The organism is Chromobacterium violaceum ATCC 12472 (assembly GCF_000007705.1).
GTDB classification, from domain to species: Bacteria; Pseudomonadota; Gammaproteobacteria; order Burkholderiales; family Chromobacteriaceae; genus Chromobacterium; species Chromobacterium violaceum.
Genome location: NC_005085.1, coordinates 1,789,374 through 1,805,528 on the forward strand (window position 1 = coordinate 1,789,374; position 16,155 = coordinate 1,805,528).

A 16,155-nucleotide genomic window follows, 5' to 3' on the forward strand; every position below is an offset into this window, starting at 1 on the left:
CGGCCCCGTAACGGGCCGCTTTTTTCATGCCGGCGCGGCGCGTGTCCTGAAGTAAGCGATCATCCGCCGCAGCTGGTCGGCCTGCGCGTTCAACTGGTCGGAAGCGGCGGACAGCTGCTCCGAGGTGGAGGCGCTCAGCTGGGTGGCCAGCGACAGATGGCAGACGGCGGTATTGATCTGCTGCAGGCCCTCGCTCTGTTCCTGCGAGGCCAGCGCGATTTCCTGAACCAGCTCGGCGGTCTTGCGGATCGCCGGCAGCATCTCGCCCAGCGCCGTGCCCGCCTGCTCCGCCATGTCCACGCTGCCGCCGGCCAGCGCGCAGATTTCCCGCGCCGCGTCCTGGCTGCGCTCGGCCAGCTTGCGCACCTGGGCGGCCACCACGGTGAAGCCCCGGCCGTGGCTGCCGGCCTGGGCGGCCTCGATGGCGGCGTTCAAGGCCAGCAGATTGGTCTGGTAGGCGATGTCGTCTATCACGTCTATCCGGCTGGAAATGTCGCGTATCGCCGCCACCGTGCGCGACACGGCCTCGCCGCCACAGTTGGCCAGCAGCGCCGCCTGGCTGGCCATGGTGTCGGTCAGATGGGCGCTTTCCGAGTTCTGCGACACCGTGGCGGCGATCTGTTCCACCGAGGCGCTGGTCTCCTCCAGGCTGGCGGCCTGCTGCGACGCGCTCTGGCTCAGCGACTGCGCCGAGGCGGAAACCTCGGACGAAGTGGCGTTCAGCTGTTCGGCGTCCAGCCGCAGCTGCTCGATCACGCCGGTCAGCCGGCTCACCATGTGCTGCATCGCCGCCAGCACGCTGCGATCGTCGCCGCCGCGCGGCTCGAGTTTCACGGTCAGGTCGCCGCTGGCCACCCGGTGGGCGACCTCGGCCACCATCGCCGGCTCGCCGCCGACCTGGCGGAACAATCCCCGCCCGATCTGGGCGATGGCGCCGGCCAGCGCCAGCAGGCTGACGGCGGAGATGGCGGCGAACAGGTCGCGGGTATGGCGGTAGCCCTTGTCCGCCTCGGCGATCTGCTCGGCCAGCGTGCGCTCGAATCCTTCCTGCACGCCTGCGCTTTGCCGCAGCAGCCGGTCGGTCATGTCGCGGTCCATGCCGCGCACCAGCTTGTCCACCGCCTGTCCGGCCAGAGGATCGTCCTGGCGGAAGCTTGCCAGCGCCGCGCGGTAGCGGGCATTGAGCCGGCGGTGCTCGTCCCGCACCGCGTCTATCGCCGCGCTGGATTCGCCGCCATCGCGCAAGGCGCCTGACGCCTGGGTCAGCGTCTGCTCGACGATGGCGCTTTCGGCCTCGAAGGCGGCGAGGTAACGCTGATAGTCGGCCGGATTGTTGCCGCGCAGCAGCACGTCTTTCCAGTCCTGCACTTGCACCTTGAAATGCAGATTGGCCAATTGCATCGCGTGATTGATGCGGCTGCCGCGATTGACCTGCTCCAGTTCCCGCCGGGTATCGTCCGCCATGCCGCGCAGCTGACCCAGGCAGGCGATGGAAAGCATGAGCAGGACGGTGAGGTTGATCAGGGCCAATAGCCAGAGCCTGGCTTTCATGCTGAGGGCGTGTCGCATCGGCATGCCTTCGAGTGGGACGGATTGCTATCGGTATAGCTCTTCGGGCGCGGGTCTTCGCCCCGCGGTGATGCCGGGCGCGGTTGACCGCAGTCAATGAGGGGTGGCCATGGGCAAGGATAATCGTGATGGAATCGATTTTTCGGGAGACGATCATGATCGCGGTAATCGGCGCCGGCGTTTCAGGGCTGTCCTGCGCCTGGTGGCTGCAACGGCACGGCATGCCGGTGCGGGTGTTCGAAGCGGCGGAACGCGTCGGCGGCAAGGTGAGCACCTTGGCGGGGGAGGCGCTGTGCGAGCAGGGGCCCAATACGCTGCTGCTGGACGAGGAACTGGGGCAATGGCTGGCGGAGCTCGGCTTGTCGCCGCTGTGGCCTGAGCAAGGGAGCGATTTGCGGCATGTGCTGCAGCGTGGGCGCTACCGGCCGTTGCCTGCCGGCCCCTGGCAACTGATGGCGGGCGGCCTGCTTAGCTGGCGGGCCAAATGGCAGCTGTTGCGCGGACTGTTGCGGCCGGGCGATCCGGCCGAGGCCGAGTCCTCCCTTGCGGCTTTCTGCCGCCGCCGTTTCGGGCAGGAAGTGCTGGACAAGCTGCTGGACCCGCTGGCCTGCGGCGTGTTCGCCGGGGATCCGGAGGAACTGGCGCTGGACGAGACGCTGCCCAGGCTGGCGCGGGCGGCGGCGCGGCCGCTGCCATTGTGGAAGGGACTGTGGCGCGAAAGGGCCGGGCGCGCCCGGATGTGCACCTTGCCAGGCGGGCTGCAGCAATTGCCGCAGCGGCTGGCGCGGGATCTGGACATCAAGCTGGGCGCGCCGGTGACCGCGCTGCGCCGCGACGGCGACGGCTGGCGGCTGCGTACCCGCGAGGGTTGGGAGTGGGCCGATCGGGTGGTGTTGGCCGTGCCGGCCGCCGCCGCCGCCGAGCTGCTGCATCCGCTGGCGCCGGAAATGGCCGACGTCTGCCGGCGCATTCCGTACGCGCCGCTGGCCGTGGTGTCCACGCTGCTGGACGGGGAGGCGATGGAGAAGCCGCTGCCAGGCTACGGCGCGCTGCATCCGAGCGGGGAGGGCGCGTTGACGTTGGGCCATCTGACGGTCAGCAACATCTATCCGCACGTTTGTCCCGACGGCACCCGGCTGGTGACCAGCTTCATCGGCGGCCGCAAGCATCCGGAATGGCTGGAACAGGACGACGACGCGCTGCTGGCGGGGCTCAACCAGGAGCTGGAACGCCTGTTCGGCATGCGCGGCAGGCCGCTGGCGCAGCACCTGACGCGTTGGCCGCAGGCCTTGCCGCAGGGCACGCCGCTGCAGCGCCGGCTGCGCGGCGCGGCCGAGCAGTGGGGCGGACGGGGCTTGCATCTGTGCGTCAACTGGCTGGATGGCGCATCCCTGCCGGATTGCCTGAGAAAAGGGCGGCGGCTGGCCCGGCGATTGGCGGAGCGGGAAGGCGGCTTTGCGTGAGCGGCGTCAGGCGGTAGAATCGACCCTTGTTTCTTCAATTTTCCAACACCACCTTTATGCTTACCTTCCAGGAAATCATCCTCACGCTCCAGCACTACTGGAACCGCCAGGGCTGCGCGCTGCTGCAACCGTACGACACCGAAGTGGGCGCCGGCACCTCCCATACCGCCACCTTCCTGCGCGCGCTGGGTCCTGAGCCCTGGAACGCTGCCTACGTCCAGCCCAGCCGCCGTCCCAAGGATGGCCGCTACGGCGAGAATCCGAACCGCCTGTTCCAGCACCACCAGTTCCAGGTGGTGTTGAAGCCGTCGCCGTCCAACATCCAGGAGCTGTACCTGGGTTCGCTGCAGGAACTGGGCCTGGATCCGACGGTGCAGGACATCCGCTTCGTGGAAGACAACTGGGAAAACCCGACGCTGGGCGCCTGGGGCCTGGGCTGGGAAGTGTGGCTGAACGGCATGGAGGTGACCCAGTTCACCTACTTCCAGCAAGTGGGCGGCCTGGACTGCAAGCCGGTGCTGGGCGAGATCACCTACGGCCTGGAGCGCCTGGCGATGTACCTGCAGGGCGTGGAAAACGTCTACGACCTGATCTGGACCCACCTGCCGGACGGCCAGCCGGTCACCTACGGCAACGTGTTCTACCAGAACGAGGTGGAACAGTCGAAGTACGCGTTCGAGCACAGCAATGTCGAGCTGCTGTTCCGCCAGTTCAACGACTACGAAGCCGAGGCCAAGAAGCTGCTGGAAGCCAGCCTGCCGCTGCCGGCCTACGAAATGATCCTGAAGGCGGGCCATACCTTCAACCTGCTGGACGCCCGCGGCTCCATCTCGGTGACCGAGCGCGCCGCCTACATCGGCCGCATCCGCAATCTGTCGCGCGGCGTGGCGCAGGCGTACTACGACGCCCGCGAGGCGCTGGGCTTCCCGATGTGCCGCAAGGACTGAGCAGCCCGGCAGTCTATGCTGTTAGGGGCGGCGGTTTAGCCGCCGCGCCTGACAGGGGATGGATATGAGAATCAAAGCCGCATTCTGGCTGTTGTTCGCTTTGCCGGCCTGGGCGCAGCCGGCCGCCGACTGGGTGGTATACCAGGACGGCGGCCAGATGCAACTGGCGATAGACGGCAACTCGCTGTGGCTGGGCAAGGACGGGCTGGTGCATTTCATCAACCAGGAGCGCTTCGCCAAGCCGCGCTACGAGAAGTCGTACCGGCTGAGCTTCCATATCCGCCGCACCACCGGCTACGCCGATTGCAAGCAGTACCAGTACGTGTTTGTCGGTTCCGAGTATTTCGACAAGAACAACAAGCACCTGTTTTCCACCATGTTCCCGGTGCCGCGCTATGCCTGGAAGTGGCAGCCGGTGAGCGAGGATTCGGTCGCCCACGCCATGATGAAGGTGATTTGCGAGGCGGCCGGAGCCGCATCCCGATAATTGAAACGTTAGAGAATGAACGCGACCCTGCTGATCGAACTCCTGACCGAGGAGCTGCCGCCCAAGGCCCTGCCGCGTCTGGCCGCCAGTTTCGCCCAGACCATCACCGAAGAACTGAAAAAGATGCAGTTCGTCGCCGCCGACGCCGCGGCGGTGACCTACGCGTCGCCGCGCCGCCTGGCGGTGCAGCTGCCCGGCGTGCTCGCCGTGCAGCCGGACCAGCACATCACCCGCCAGGGTCCGGCCGCGGCCGCCGGCATGAAGGACGGGCAGCCGACGCCGGCCCTGGCCGGCTTCGCCCGCTCCTGCGGCGTGGAAGTGTCAGAACTGTCCATCGTCAACAACGGCAAGCAGGACGTGTACGCCTATTCCAGCACCAAGCCGGGCGAGGCGCTGTCCGCGCAGCTGGCCGAGGTGGTGTCGCTGGCGCTGAAGAAGCTGCCGGTGCCCAAGCTGATGCGCTGGGGCGATTCCGACGTGCAGTTCGTGCGCCCGGTGCACGGCCTGATCATGTTGCACGGCGACAAGGTCATCGCTGGCGAGGTGCTGGGCCTGAACAGCGGCAACGCCACCCGCGGCCACCGCTTCCTGTCGCAGGGCGAGGTCGTCGTCGCCAATGCCGACGCCTACGCCCGCGTTATGCATGAGCAGGGCAAGGTGATCGCCAGCTTCGACGCCCGCCGCGAGCTGATCCGCCACAAGCTGGCCGAGGCCGCCGCCAAGCTCGGCGCCACCATCGCCGCGCCGGACGAGCTGTTCGACGAAGTGACCGCGCTGGTGGAATGGCCGGTGGTGCTGGAGGCCGGCTTCGAGGCCGAGTTCCTGCAGGTGCCGCAGGAGTGCCTGATCCTGACCATGCAGCAGAACCAGAAGTACTTCCCGCTGCTGGACCGGAACGGCAAGCTGATGAACCGCTTCCTGCTGGTGTCCAATGTCGAGACCGCCGATCCGTCCTTCATCGTCGGCGGCAACGAGCGCGTGCTGCGCGCCCGCCTGTCCGACGCCAAGTTCTTCTTCGAGCAGGACAAGAAGCACCGCCTGGACAGCCGCCTGCCGCGCCTGGCCAACGTGGTGTACCACAACAAGATCGGCACGCAGCTGGAGCGCGTCGAGCGCCTGCAGAGCATCGCCGGCGCCATCGCCCATCAGCTGGGCGCCGACGCCGCGCTGGCCGCCCGCGCCGCCTATCTGGCCAAGGCCGACCTGGTGACCGACATGGTCGGCGAATTCCCGGAACTGCAGGGCATCATGGGCATGTACTACGCCCAGCACGACGGCGAGCACGCCGAAGTGGCCGCCGCGGTGGAAGGGCATTACCATCCGCGCTTCGCCGGCGACACCCTGCCGGAAGGCAAGATCGCCACCGCGGTGGCGCTGGCCGACAAGCTGGAGGCCATCGTCGGCATCTGGGGCATCGGCCTGATCCCGACCGGCGACAAGGATCCCTTCGCGCTGCGCCGCGCCGCGCTGGGCGTGGTGCGCATGGCGCTGGAAGCCGACCTGGACCTGAAGCCGCTGCTGGCCATCGTCGCCGAGGCCTTCCCGGCCGGCAAGCTGTCCGCCAACGTCGCCGACGAAGTGTTCGGCTTCATGATGGACCGCCTGAAGAACTTCCTCGCCGCCGACTACAAGGGCGACGAGATCGACGCCGTGCTGGCGCTCTCGCCCAGCCGCCTGAACGAAGTGCGCGCGGTGCTGGCCGCCGTGGCCGCGTTCAAGTCGCTGCCGGAAGCCGCCGCGCTGGCCGCCGCCAACAAGCGCGTCAACAACATCCTGAAGAAGGCCGAAGGCGAAATCGGCGCGGTGGACGCCGCGCTGCTGCAGGAGGCCGCCGAGCAGGCGCTGTATGCCGCGGTGCGGGATCTGGCGCCGGCGGTGGAGGTCAAGTTCGCCGCCCACGACTTCTCAGGCGCCTTGTCGCAGCTGGCCAGCCTGAAAGCGCCGGTGGACGCGTTCTTCGACGGGGTGATGGTGATGGCCGAGGACGCCAGGGTGCGCGCCAACCGCATCGCGCTGCTGGCCAGCCTGGCCGCGCTGTTCAACCGCGTGGCCGACATTTCGCTGCTGGCGGAGTGAGGGCAGGGCGGAGGCCCGGCTGTGCCGGGCGTTCCGCCAAGCTCGCAGTCGACGGGAATACAAACGGCGGAACGCCCCGGCGGGGCTTCCGCCCTACTCATTGGAGAGAGCGTGAAGCTAGTCATTCTCGACCGCGACGGCGTGATCAACGAGGATCGCGACGATTTCGTGAAGAACACCATCGAGTGGGTGCCCTTGGAGCACAGCCTGGAGGCGATCGCCAATCTGACCCAGTCCGGCTGGCGCGTGGTGGTGGCGACCAACCAGTCCGGCATCGCCCGCGGCCTGTTCGACATGCATGCGCTGAACGCGATGCACGAGAAGATGCACCGCCTGGTCGGCCAGGCCGGCGGCCGCATCGACGCGGTGGTGTTCTGTCCGCACAGCGCGGATCACGGCTGCGAGTGCCGCAAGCCGCTGCCCGGCATGGTGCTGGAGATCGCCGAACGCTTCAACGTCAAGCTGGAAGGCCTGCCGATGATAGGCGACAGTCTGCGCGACCTGGAGGCGATCGCCGCCGTCGGCGGCCAGCCCATTCTGGTGAAGACCGGCAAGGGCGCCAAGACGCTGGCCAAGGGCGGCCTGCCGGAGAGCACGCTGGTGTTCAACGACTTGTACGATGCCGCCGAGCATCTGATCAACCATCATTGAGGCAGAGACTGAAAGCATGATCGGCTTGTGGATACGCAATCTGTTGTACTGGGTGGTGCTCATCGTCATCACACCGGTGTTCTTCCTGCTGCTGATGCTGGCGGCGCCGCTGCCGCGCCGCAGCCGCCACGTGTTCGGGGTGACTTGGGCGATGAGCCTGCTGTGGATGCTTGAGCATGTGATCGGGCTGAAATACAAGGTGATCGGCGCGGAGAACATCCCGTCGGCGCCGTCGGTGATCGCGTCCAAGCACCAGTCCGGCTGGGAAACGTTGGCGCTGCAGAAGATCTTCCCGTGGCAGGTGTATGTGGCCAAGCGCGAACTGACCTGGATCCCGTTGTTCGGCTGGGGCCTGGTGCTGATGAACCCCATCATCATCAACCGCTCCGACCGCGCGCGCGCCAACCAGCGCCTGCTGGACCAGGGCCTGGAGCGCAAGCGCCACGGCTTCTGGATCACCGTGTTCCCGGAGGGCACCCGCACCAAGCCGGGCGTGGGCGGCAAGTACAAGCTGGGCGCCGCGCGCATGGCCAAGCAGTTCGACATGCCCATGGTGCCGGTGGCGCACAACGCCGGCGAATTCTGGCCGCGCAACGCCTTCCTGAAATACCCGGGCGAGATCACCGTGGTGGTCGGCCCCGCCATCCACCCCGACAACGAGGCCGGTCCCGAGGCGATGATGGCCCAGGCCGAAGCCTGGATCGAAGCCCGCCAGCGCGAAATCGGCGGCGTCGGCCCCTTTGCCCATCCCGATGAAAAACGCCAGCGTCTGGCATCGACTGCCTCTGCCTGACGGCGAGGTGCCGGTGCTGCTGACGCGCCGCGCGCGCCAGAGCATAGGCATCAAGATCCGCGACGGCGTGGTGGAACTGATCGCCGCGCCGGGAGTCAGTCAACAACGTCTGCACCAGGTCCTGCAGCAGCGCTACGACTGGATAGTCGGCCACGTGCTGCGCCAGCGCAGCCACCTGGAGGCCGGCGAGGAGCTGAGCCGGCTGGCGCTGTTGGGCGAGCCGCTGGCCTTGAGGCTGATCGGCGGCGCGCGCAAGACGGTGCGCCGCGAGGGCGGGGAACTGCTGGTGGCGGGCGTGGCCGACGGCGACGCCGCCGCGCTGAAAGCCGCGCTGGCCACATTTCTGAAACGCGAGGCGGCGATGCTGTTTCCCGGCCGCCTTTCCCTTTTGGCGGCGCATTGCCGCCGCAAACCGAGCGGGCTGCAGCTGTCTTCGGCGCGCACCCGCTGGGGCAGCTGCAGCGCCGACGGCCGCATCCGCCTGAACTGGCGGCTGGCGCAGGCGCCGTTGGCGGTGGTCGATTACGTGGCCGCCCACGAGCTGGCCCATCTTGAGCACATGAATCACTCGCCGGCGTTCTGGGCCGAGACCGAGCGTCTCTGCCCCGGCTGGCGGGATGCCCGCCGCTGGCTGCGCCAGCACGGCGGCGGCTTGTTTGTCTTGGATTGATCTTTAAAAGGAAAACGCCATGAGAATGCTTCACACCATGCTGCGCGTCGGCAACCTGGATCGCTCGATCGCCTTCTACCAGGAAGTGCTGGGCATGAAGCTGCTGCGCCGCAACGACTTTCCGGAAGGCCGTTTCACGCTGGCCTTCGTCGGCTACGGCGACGAGGCCGAGCACACCGTGCTGGAGCTGACCCACAACTGGGACACCGAATCCTACGATCTGGGCAGCGGCTATGGCCACATCGCCATCGAGGTGGACGACGCCTACGCCGCCTGTGACATGGCGCGCGCCAAGGGCGGCAAGGTGACGCGCGAGGCCGGCCCGATGAAGCACGGCACCACCGTGATCGCCTTCATCGAGGACCCGGACGGCTACAAGATCGAGTTCATCCAGAAAGGCAGCCGCTAAGAGCGGCTAACAAAACCCCTGATGCTGCGTGGCGCCGGCTTGCCGTACGGCTTGTGCCGTCTGCGTCGGCGCGCCTTGCCTCAGCCGTAAAACTGGGTTTTGTAAGCCATTCTAGGCGCTGCCGGCGGAATGTCCGGAGGCTTTCGGATATTCCGCCGAATTCGCCGGCCGCGCGCGACGCGGCTGGCCGCGGGCGGGAGGGGCCGCCCAGGCGGACCGGCACCCGGAAGCCGGTCCGCTTTTCAATAAAAGGGCCTGCTCGGGCCCTACCAACCGGGAATGTTCCGGCAGCCGCGGCTGCGTTTTGGCATCACGGGCATCTGCTCGTTCGGGAAGGACTGATGAATAAAAAACTGATTGCACTGGCGGGAGGCTTGCTGCTCCCCGCGTTCGCCCGCGCCGCCGATCTGGACGGCGCCACGCTCGGCCTGGCCTGGGGCGTGCCGTTCGCCGGCATCCTGCTGTCCATCGCGCTGTTTCCGATGCTGGCTCCCGGCATCTGGCACCACCATTTCGGCAAGATCACCGCGGTCTGGACCGCGCTGTTCCTGCTGCCTTTCGCCGCGGCCTTCGGGCTGGGCCACGCCGGCGCGCTGGTGCTGCACGCGCTGTTCACCGAATACATCCCCTTCATCGTGCTGCTGTTCGCGCTGTACACGGTGTCGGGCGGCATCCTGGTGTGGGGCTCGCTGCACGCGTCGCCCCGGCTGAACACTGTCATCCTGGCCATCGGCACCGCGCTGGCGTCGGTCATGGGCACCACCGGCGCGGCGATGCTGCTGATCCGGCCGCTGCTGCGCGCCAACGAGGGCCGCAAGCGCAATGTGCACGTGGTGGTGTTCTTCATCTTCCTGGTGGCCAATGTCGGCGGCGGCCTGACGCCGCTGGGCGATCCGCCGCTGTTCCTCGGCTTTCTGAAGGGCGTGACCTTCGGCTGGACCTTCCAGCACATGCTGGCCCCGGTGCTGTTGCTGTCGGCGCTGCTGCTGGCCATTTTCTACTTCCTGGACCGCCACATGTTCGCCAAGGAGGCGAAGGAAGGCACGCTCAAACCGGTGGACACCAGCCACGACAAGCCGCTGAAGCTGCACGGCAAGCGCAATTTCTGGCTGCTGGCCGGCGTGGTGGGCGCGGTGCTGATGTCCGGCCTGTGGAAGCCCGGCATCGCCTTCGCGCTGCCCGGCGTCCACCTGGAGCTGCAGAACCTGCTGCGCGACGGGATCCTGCTGCTGCTGGCTTTCGCCTCGCTGTGGATCACGCCCAAGCAGGTGCGCGCCGGCAACGAGTTCAACTGGCTGCCCATTCTGGAAGTGGGCAAGCTGTTCGCCGGCATCTTCATCACCATCGCGCCGGTGATCGCCATCCTGCGCGCCGGCGACCACGGCGCGCTGGCCGGCCTGGTGCAGGCCGTGTCCGGCCCCGATGGCAAGCCGCTGGACGGCATGTACTTCTGGATGACCGGCATCCTGTCCAGCTTCCTGGACAACGCGCCGACCTATCTGGTGTTCTTCAACCTGGCGTCCGGCGACGCCGCCGAACTGATGGGCCCGTTCGCCAGCACCTTGCTGGCCATCTCGATGGGCGCCGTGTTCATGGGGGCGATGACCTATATCGGCAACGCGCCCAACTTCATGGTCAAGGCCATCGCCGAGCACCGCCACGTCAGGATGCCGGGCTTCTTCGGCTACATGCTGTGGTCCGGCGCCGTGCTGCTGCCGTGCTTCGCGCTGCTGACGCTGGTGTTCTTCCACTTCTGATTCTGTTGGGTCGGCAATCAAAAAGCCCATCGCGTTTGCGATGGGCTTTTTTGTTGGACAAGAGGGAGGTCAGGCTTTGGCGGCGGCGGGCTCCAGGGCGGCTTGAGGCGCCGGACGGCCCAACAGCGCCTTCCAGCGGCGGACGGCGGAGACCAGGATCGCCAGCCCCAGGGCCAGCATCACGATGGAGATGCCGGCGTTGAACAGGTTGTAGCCCTTGGCGGCCGGGTTCAGGTACACGTTCTTAACCATCCAGTAGCCGGCGTAGTTGACGGTGACGTACAGGTAGGCCAGCGGCACCAGGCAGGTCAGCATGTAGCTGCGCTTGTGCGACAGCCGCAGGATGATGGTGGCGCCGATGATCAGGCCGATGGAGGCCATCAGCTGGTTGGACACGCCGAACAGCGCCCATACCGAGTTGATGTCGCCGGAGTTCAGCAGGTATCCCCACATCACGCAGGCCACGACGGAAGCGCCGATGGCGCCGGGCATCCAGTCGGTGCGCTTCAGCGGCGCCCACAGATCGCCGACGAAGTCCTGGATCAGGTAACGGGCGACGCGGGTGCCGGAATCGATGGCGGTGAGGATGAACACGGCTTCGAACATCACCATGAATTGGAAGAAATAGGACGCCAGATTGCTGAACCACGGGATGCGGGTGAAGATGTCCGCCATGCCCACCGCCAGCGTCACCGCGCCGCCGGTGCGGCCGTACAGATCGAGGCCGATCTCCTCGGACAGCTTGGGCAGATTCACCACGTCCATGCCCAGGGTGTGGAACACGGCCGGGGCGGAGTTGATGGCGAAGTAATCAGCCGGATGCAAGGCGGTGGCGGCGATCAAGGCCATCACGCCGACTACGCATTCGGCCAGCATGGCGCCGAAGCCCACCGGCAGGATGTCGCTCCACTTGTCGATCTGCTTGGGCGTGGTGCCGGAGCCGATGAAGGCGTGGAAGCCGGAAATGGCGCCGCAGGCGATGGTGATGGAGATGAACGGCCATACCGGGCCGGACAGCACCGGGCCGCCGCCATGGATGAACTGCGTCACCGCCGGGAACTGGATCTGCGGGTTGATGAACACCACGCCGGCCACCAACAGGCCGAACACGCCTATCTTCATGAAGCTGGACAGGCAGGCGCGCGGGGTCAGCAGCATCCAGACCGGCAGCGCGGTGGCGAAGAAGGCGTAGATAGGCAGCAGCAACGACACGGTGGATGCCTTCAGCGACAGCCATTCGCCCAGCGCGGTGTGCTGGATGTAAGGGCCGGCGAACACGCAGGCCATGATGGCGGCGATGCCCACATAGCTGGCATTCTTCATGCTTCCGGTGACGCGCTCCCACAGGCCGACGGCTATGGCGATGGGGATGGTCATGAACACGGCGAAAGCGCCCCACGGGTTGCGCTCCAGCGCGTGCACCACCACCATGGACAGACCAGCCATGGTGATGGTGATGATGAACAGCATGGCCAGCCCGGTGCACCAGCCGGCCACCGGGCCGAGTTCGGCCTTGGCCACTTCGGACAGCGACTTGCCATGGTGCTTCATCGACGCGAACAGCACCACGGTGTCGTGCACCGCGCCGCCGATCACACAGCCGATCAGCAGCCAGACCATGCTGGGCAGATAGCCGTACTGGGCGGCCAGCACCGGGCCCACCAGCGGGCCGGCGGCGGCGATGGCGGCGAAGTGGCCGCCGAAGGCCACCCACTTGCTGGTGGGCACGTAGTCCTTGCCGTCCTTCAGTTCGTGAGAGGGGGTGACGGCGCTGTCGTCGACGCCCAGCACCTTGCGCGTGAAGAATACCCCGTACAGGCGGTAGCAGATCGCAAGAATGCACAGGCTGCCGATCACAAAAGTCAATGCGTGATCCATGATGGTGGCTCCGGTGAAATCGTGGCTTCACCTTACGCCGTAAAGGACGTGCGCCGGCGCCCGAAGTCGGCGAGCGGCAGCCTGGCGTCGCGAGCGGCGGCGTGGCGGGGGCGAGCGGCGGCGGGCCGCTACGGCTGCCAGTCCTGATAGGGCTGGTGCACTCTGGCGTAGGCCTTCTGCAGCTCGCCGCTGGCGCGGGCGGCCCTGATGGCGCGGCTGAGCGCCTGATTGACGAAGTCGCCCCGGCGGTTGCAGGACATGAACAGCACGTCGGGGAAGTCGTCGAAATGCTCGCGATGGATGTGGCTGAGCTTGTTCTTGCGCACCAGGTAGTCGGCTTCCTCCTGCGCCCACAGCACGGCGTCGACCCGCCCCAGATTCAGCTGCTTCAGCGACAGCTCCAGGTTGACCACGCTCTTGCTGGGGAAGCCCCAGTTGACCGGCGGCGCCTCCACCGCATACCGCGCGAGGTTGGCGGTGCGCAGGATGTCGATCTTGCGCAACGGCTTGGCCTGATGGGAATAAAGCACGAAGGTGACCTTGCCCATCATCTCGTGGGAGAACTGGTAGGGCGTGGCGCCGTCGGCGTTGTCGCGCACTTTCATGATGGGGAAGCGGAAGTCGGCCCCGCGGTCGTCCGTGTCCAGGTAGACGCGCTTGACCGGCTTGATCTCGAAGCTGATCCTGCCGGCCGGGTAGTGGCGGGCGATGGTTTGCAGCAGGTCGGCGAAGGGGCCGGACTCGCTGTTTTCCAGCACCCGCGGCAGGTATACCGCGATGCCGCGCAGGTCGGGAGCATCCACCCGAGGCGCGGTTTCCGGCGTGGCGGTGCCGTTGCAGGCAAGGGCCTGCGCCGCGCACAGGGCCAGCGGCAGGCAAAGCGTTTCCGGCGCGATCATGGCCATCCCCTCGCATCCATCCGTCTCGTATCGCGCCTTGTATGGAGCGGCGCTTGCTGATTTGGGTGTAGCACAGGGGGGGAGGGGGCGTCAGCCGGGAATGCCCAGCGCCTCCTTCAGCGGCTTGAGGAAGCGCCGGCTGACCGGCAGCGAGCGGCCGGCATGGGTGACGATGTCGGCCACGCCGTTCTCGCCCAGGCGGATCTCGTGGATCGCGCGCAGGTTGACCAGATGCTGGCGGTGGCAGCGGAACAGCGCGCTGCGCTCCTCGAAGGTGCGCAGCGTCAGCTCGGTGAAGTGTTCGCGCCCGTCCCCGGCCTGCACGAACACGCCGCTGACGCGCGAAGACACGTACTCCACCTCGGCGAGGGGCAGCAGCACGATGCGGTTGACGCCGTGGCAGGGCACCAGTTCCAGCGGCGACAGACGGCGCAGGATGTCCAGCGGCTGCGGCGCGGCCTCCCGCCTGAGCCGGACCAGCGTCTTGGCCAGCCGTTGCGGGTCCACCGGCTTGAGCAGGTAATCGAAAGCGTGTTCTTCGAAGGCCTGGATCGCGAAGTCGTCGAAGGCGGTGACGAACACCACGCGCGGCATTTTGTCCGGGTCCAGCATCGCCAGCATTTCCAGGCCGCTGATCCGCGGCATGCGGATATCCAGGAACACCACGTCCGGCTGCTGGCGGTGGATGAAGGCGATGGCTTCGATCGCGTTGCCGCATTCGCCGACGATGTCGAAATCGCCATGCGCGGCCAGCAGCTCGCGCAATTCGTCGCGTGCCAGCGGCTCGTCGTCGACCAGCAGGGTTTTCAGCATGGGATTTCTCCAGGCTCGGGGCAGGGCACGCTGAGCGTGACGCGGGTATAGGCCTCCGGCTCGCACTCCACCGACACGCCGTAAGCCGGTCCGTGCCGGGCGCGGATGCGCCGGTCCACCAGCGACATGCCTAAGCCGTCGCCGGGGCCGGCCGGCGCGTACAGGCCGGCGTTGTCTTCCACCGTCACGCAAAGCCTGCCGTCGGCGCAGCGCGCGGCGATGCGGATGCGGCCGGCTTCCAGTAGTTGGGAGGTGCCGTGCTTGATGGCATTCTCGACGATGGGCTGCAGCGAGAACGCCGGCAGCCGCGCCCGGCGGGCCGCCTCGTCCAGCGAGATCTCCACGTCCAGCCTCCCGGCGAAGCGCGCTTCCTCGATGCGCAGGTAGGCGCTGACGTGTTCGATCTCGTCCTCCAGCGTCGCCGCTTCGCCGGAGCGTTTCAGGTTCTTGCGGAAGAAGGTGGACAGGTACTGCACCAGCCGGCGGGCATGTTCCGGGTTGCGCCGTATCACCGCCGACAGCGTGTTCAGAGCGTTGAACAGGAAGTGCGGGTTCACTTGGGCGTGCAGCAGTTTGATCTCGGTCTGCGCCAGCAGCTGCTTTTGTTTATCGTACTGGCCCTGCAGGATCTGGGCGGACAGCAGGCGGGCGATGCCTTCGCCCAGCGTCAGGTTGATGCGGGAGAACAGCTTGTTGCGCGGCTCGTACAGCTTGATGGTGCCGATCACCCGTTCGTCCTCGCCGCGCAGCGGGATCACCAGCGAGGACGCCAGCCGGCACTGGGGGCTGATCGAGCAGCGGTAGGGCGTTTCGTTGCCGTCGGCGTACACCACCTCGTTGCGCTCGATCGCGCGGTGGGTGTGCGGCGAGGTGATGGCCGTGCCGGGCAGGTGATGATCCGCGCCTATGCCGATGAAGGCCAGCAGCCGCTCGCGGTCGGTGATGGCCACCGCGCCGACGCCCAGCTCCTCGTACAGGATGCGCGCCACGGTCATGCTGTTTTCCGGGTCGAAGCCCTGGCGCAGCACCCCTTCGGCGCGGGCAGCGATCTGCAGCGCCTTGCCGGAGAAGGCGGTGGAGTATTTTTCCGCCAGCACCCGGCGGTCCAGCAGAATGCGCATGAACATCGCCGCCCCCAGCGTGTTGGCCGCCATCATCGGCAGCGCGATGCTGGCCACCAGGCGTTCGGCCGCCTCGGACGGGCGCACCAGCGCCAGCAGGATCAGCATCTGGCCGATCTCGGCGACGCAGGCCACCGCCGCCACCACCAGCGGGTCGAACAGCCGCGCGCGCAGGCCGCGGCGCACCAGGTAGAGATGCACCAGGCCGCCCAGCAGGCCCTCCATCATCGTCGACACCATGCAGGCGCCGGCGGTGAGCCCGCCCAGCGAATAGCGGTGCAGGCCGCCGGTGAAGCCCACCGCCAGCCCCACCCAGGGGCCGCCCAGCATGCCGCCCAGCACCGCGCCGATGGCGCGGGTATTGGCGATGGAGTCCTGGATGTGCAGGCCGAAATAGGTGCCCATGATGCAAAACATCGAAAACACCAGATAACAGACCAGCTTGTGGGGCAATTGCAGCGTGATCTGGGTCAGCGGGATGAACAGCGGCGTCTTGGACAGCAGGTAGGCGATCACCAGATAAACGCACATCTGCTGCAGCAGCGACAGCACCAGGGTCAGTTCTACGATCATTCGATGGCATGGATTGTTTGCGCGAGAACAGTTTAACGACCGTGCCGTC

Annotated in this window: 14 protein-coding genes; 9 read left to right on the plus strand and 5 right to left on the minus strand. The window is 67.0% G+C overall.

Annotated elements, in window-relative coordinates; all coding sequences use genetic code 11:
* Positions 1-24: 24 nt before the first annotated feature.
* Positions 25-1,569 (minus strand): methyl-accepting chemotaxis protein, encoded by a 1,545-nt coding sequence (locus tag CV_RS08100; RefSeq protein ID WP_227590075.1) that lies wholly within the window; start codon positions 1,567-1,569, stop codon positions 25-27.
* Positions 1,570-1,724: 155 nt separating this feature from the next.
* Here CV_RS08100 and hemG point away from each other — a divergent pair, with 155 nt between their 5' ends.
* The 9 genes from hemG (at position 1,725) to CV_RS08145 (ending at position 10,822) form a co-directional block, all read left to right on the plus strand.
* Positions 1,725-3,032 carry a protoporphyrinogen oxidase gene (hemG, locus tag CV_RS08105; RefSeq protein WP_158303306.1) on the plus strand — a complete coding sequence of 436 codons (1,308 nt, stop codon included), beginning with the start codon at positions 1,725-1,727 and terminating at the stop codon, positions 3,030-3,032.
* 56 nt (positions 3,033-3,088) lie between these two features.
* Entirely contained in the window at positions 3,089-3,979 is an 891-nt protein-coding gene (gene glyQ, locus CV_RS08110) for a glycine--tRNA ligase subunit alpha (protein ID WP_043595837.1), read from the plus strand.
* Between the two features lie 64 nt (positions 3,980-4,043).
* Positions 4,044-4,466, plus strand: coding sequence for a surface-adhesin E family protein (locus tag CV_RS08115; protein WP_011135207.1), 423 nt, complete (start codon positions 4,044-4,046; stop codon positions 4,464-4,466).
* Between the two features lie 15 nt (positions 4,467-4,481).
* Complete coding sequence (gene glyS / locus CV_RS08120) at positions 4,482-6,542, plus strand: glycine--tRNA ligase subunit beta (RefSeq protein WP_011135208.1); 2,061 nt, start codon at positions 4,482-4,484, stop codon at positions 6,540-6,542.
* A gap of 111 nt (positions 6,543-6,653) precedes the next feature.
* Positions 6,654-7,193: a D-glycero-beta-D-manno-heptose 1,7-bisphosphate 7-phosphatase gene (gene gmhB, locus CV_RS08125; protein WP_011135209.1), complete on the plus strand. Its 540-nt coding sequence runs from the start codon at positions 6,654-6,656 to the stop codon at positions 7,191-7,193.
* A gap of 16 nt (positions 7,194-7,209) precedes the next feature.
* Complete coding sequence (locus CV_RS08130; protein WP_011135210.1) at positions 7,210-7,986, plus strand: lysophospholipid acyltransferase family protein; 777 nt, start codon at positions 7,210-7,212, stop codon at positions 7,984-7,986.
* Positions 7,946-8,656, plus strand: coding sequence for a M48 family metallopeptidase (locus CV_RS08135; protein ID WP_043595839.1), 711 nt, complete (start codon positions 7,946-7,948; stop codon positions 8,654-8,656). Before CV_RS08130 ends, CV_RS08135 begins: the two co-directional genes overlap by 41 nt.
* Before the next feature lie 19 nt (positions 8,657-8,675).
* Complete coding sequence (gene gloA, locus CV_RS08140) at positions 8,676-9,065, plus strand: lactoylglutathione lyase (RefSeq protein ID WP_011135212.1); 390 nt, start codon at positions 8,676-8,678, stop codon at positions 9,063-9,065.
* Between the two features lie 341 nt (positions 9,066-9,406).
* Complete coding sequence (locus CV_RS08145) at positions 9,407-10,822, plus strand: sodium:proton antiporter (protein WP_043595842.1); 1,416 nt, start codon at positions 9,407-9,409, stop codon at positions 10,820-10,822.
* A gap of 69 nt (positions 10,823-10,891) precedes the next feature.
* Here CV_RS08145 and CV_RS08150 read toward each other — a convergent pair whose 3' ends face one another.
* The 4 genes from CV_RS08150 to CV_RS08165 form a co-directional block, all read right to left on the minus strand.
* Positions 10,892-12,700: a carbon starvation CstA family protein gene (locus tag CV_RS08150; protein ID WP_011135214.1), complete on the minus strand. Its 1,809-nt coding sequence runs from the start codon at positions 12,698-12,700 to the stop codon at positions 10,892-10,894.
* A 128-nt stretch (positions 12,701-12,828) separates the two neighbouring features.
* Entirely contained in the window at positions 12,829-13,599 is a 771-nt protein-coding gene (locus CV_RS08155) for a hypothetical protein (protein ID WP_045050342.1), read from the minus strand.
* A 90-nt stretch (positions 13,600-13,689) separates the two neighbouring features.
* A complete protein-coding gene (gene btsR, locus CV_RS08160; protein WP_011135216.1) occupies positions 13,690-14,412 on the minus strand; it encodes a two-component system response regulator BtsR in 723 nt (240 codons plus the stop codon).
* Positions 14,406-16,106, minus strand: coding sequence for a sensor histidine kinase (locus CV_RS08165; RefSeq protein WP_043595844.1), 1,701 nt, complete (start codon positions 16,104-16,106; stop codon positions 14,406-14,408). The genes btsR and CV_RS08165 overlap by 7 nt, the downstream gene beginning before the upstream one ends.
* Positions 16,107-16,155: the final 49 nt, after the last annotated feature.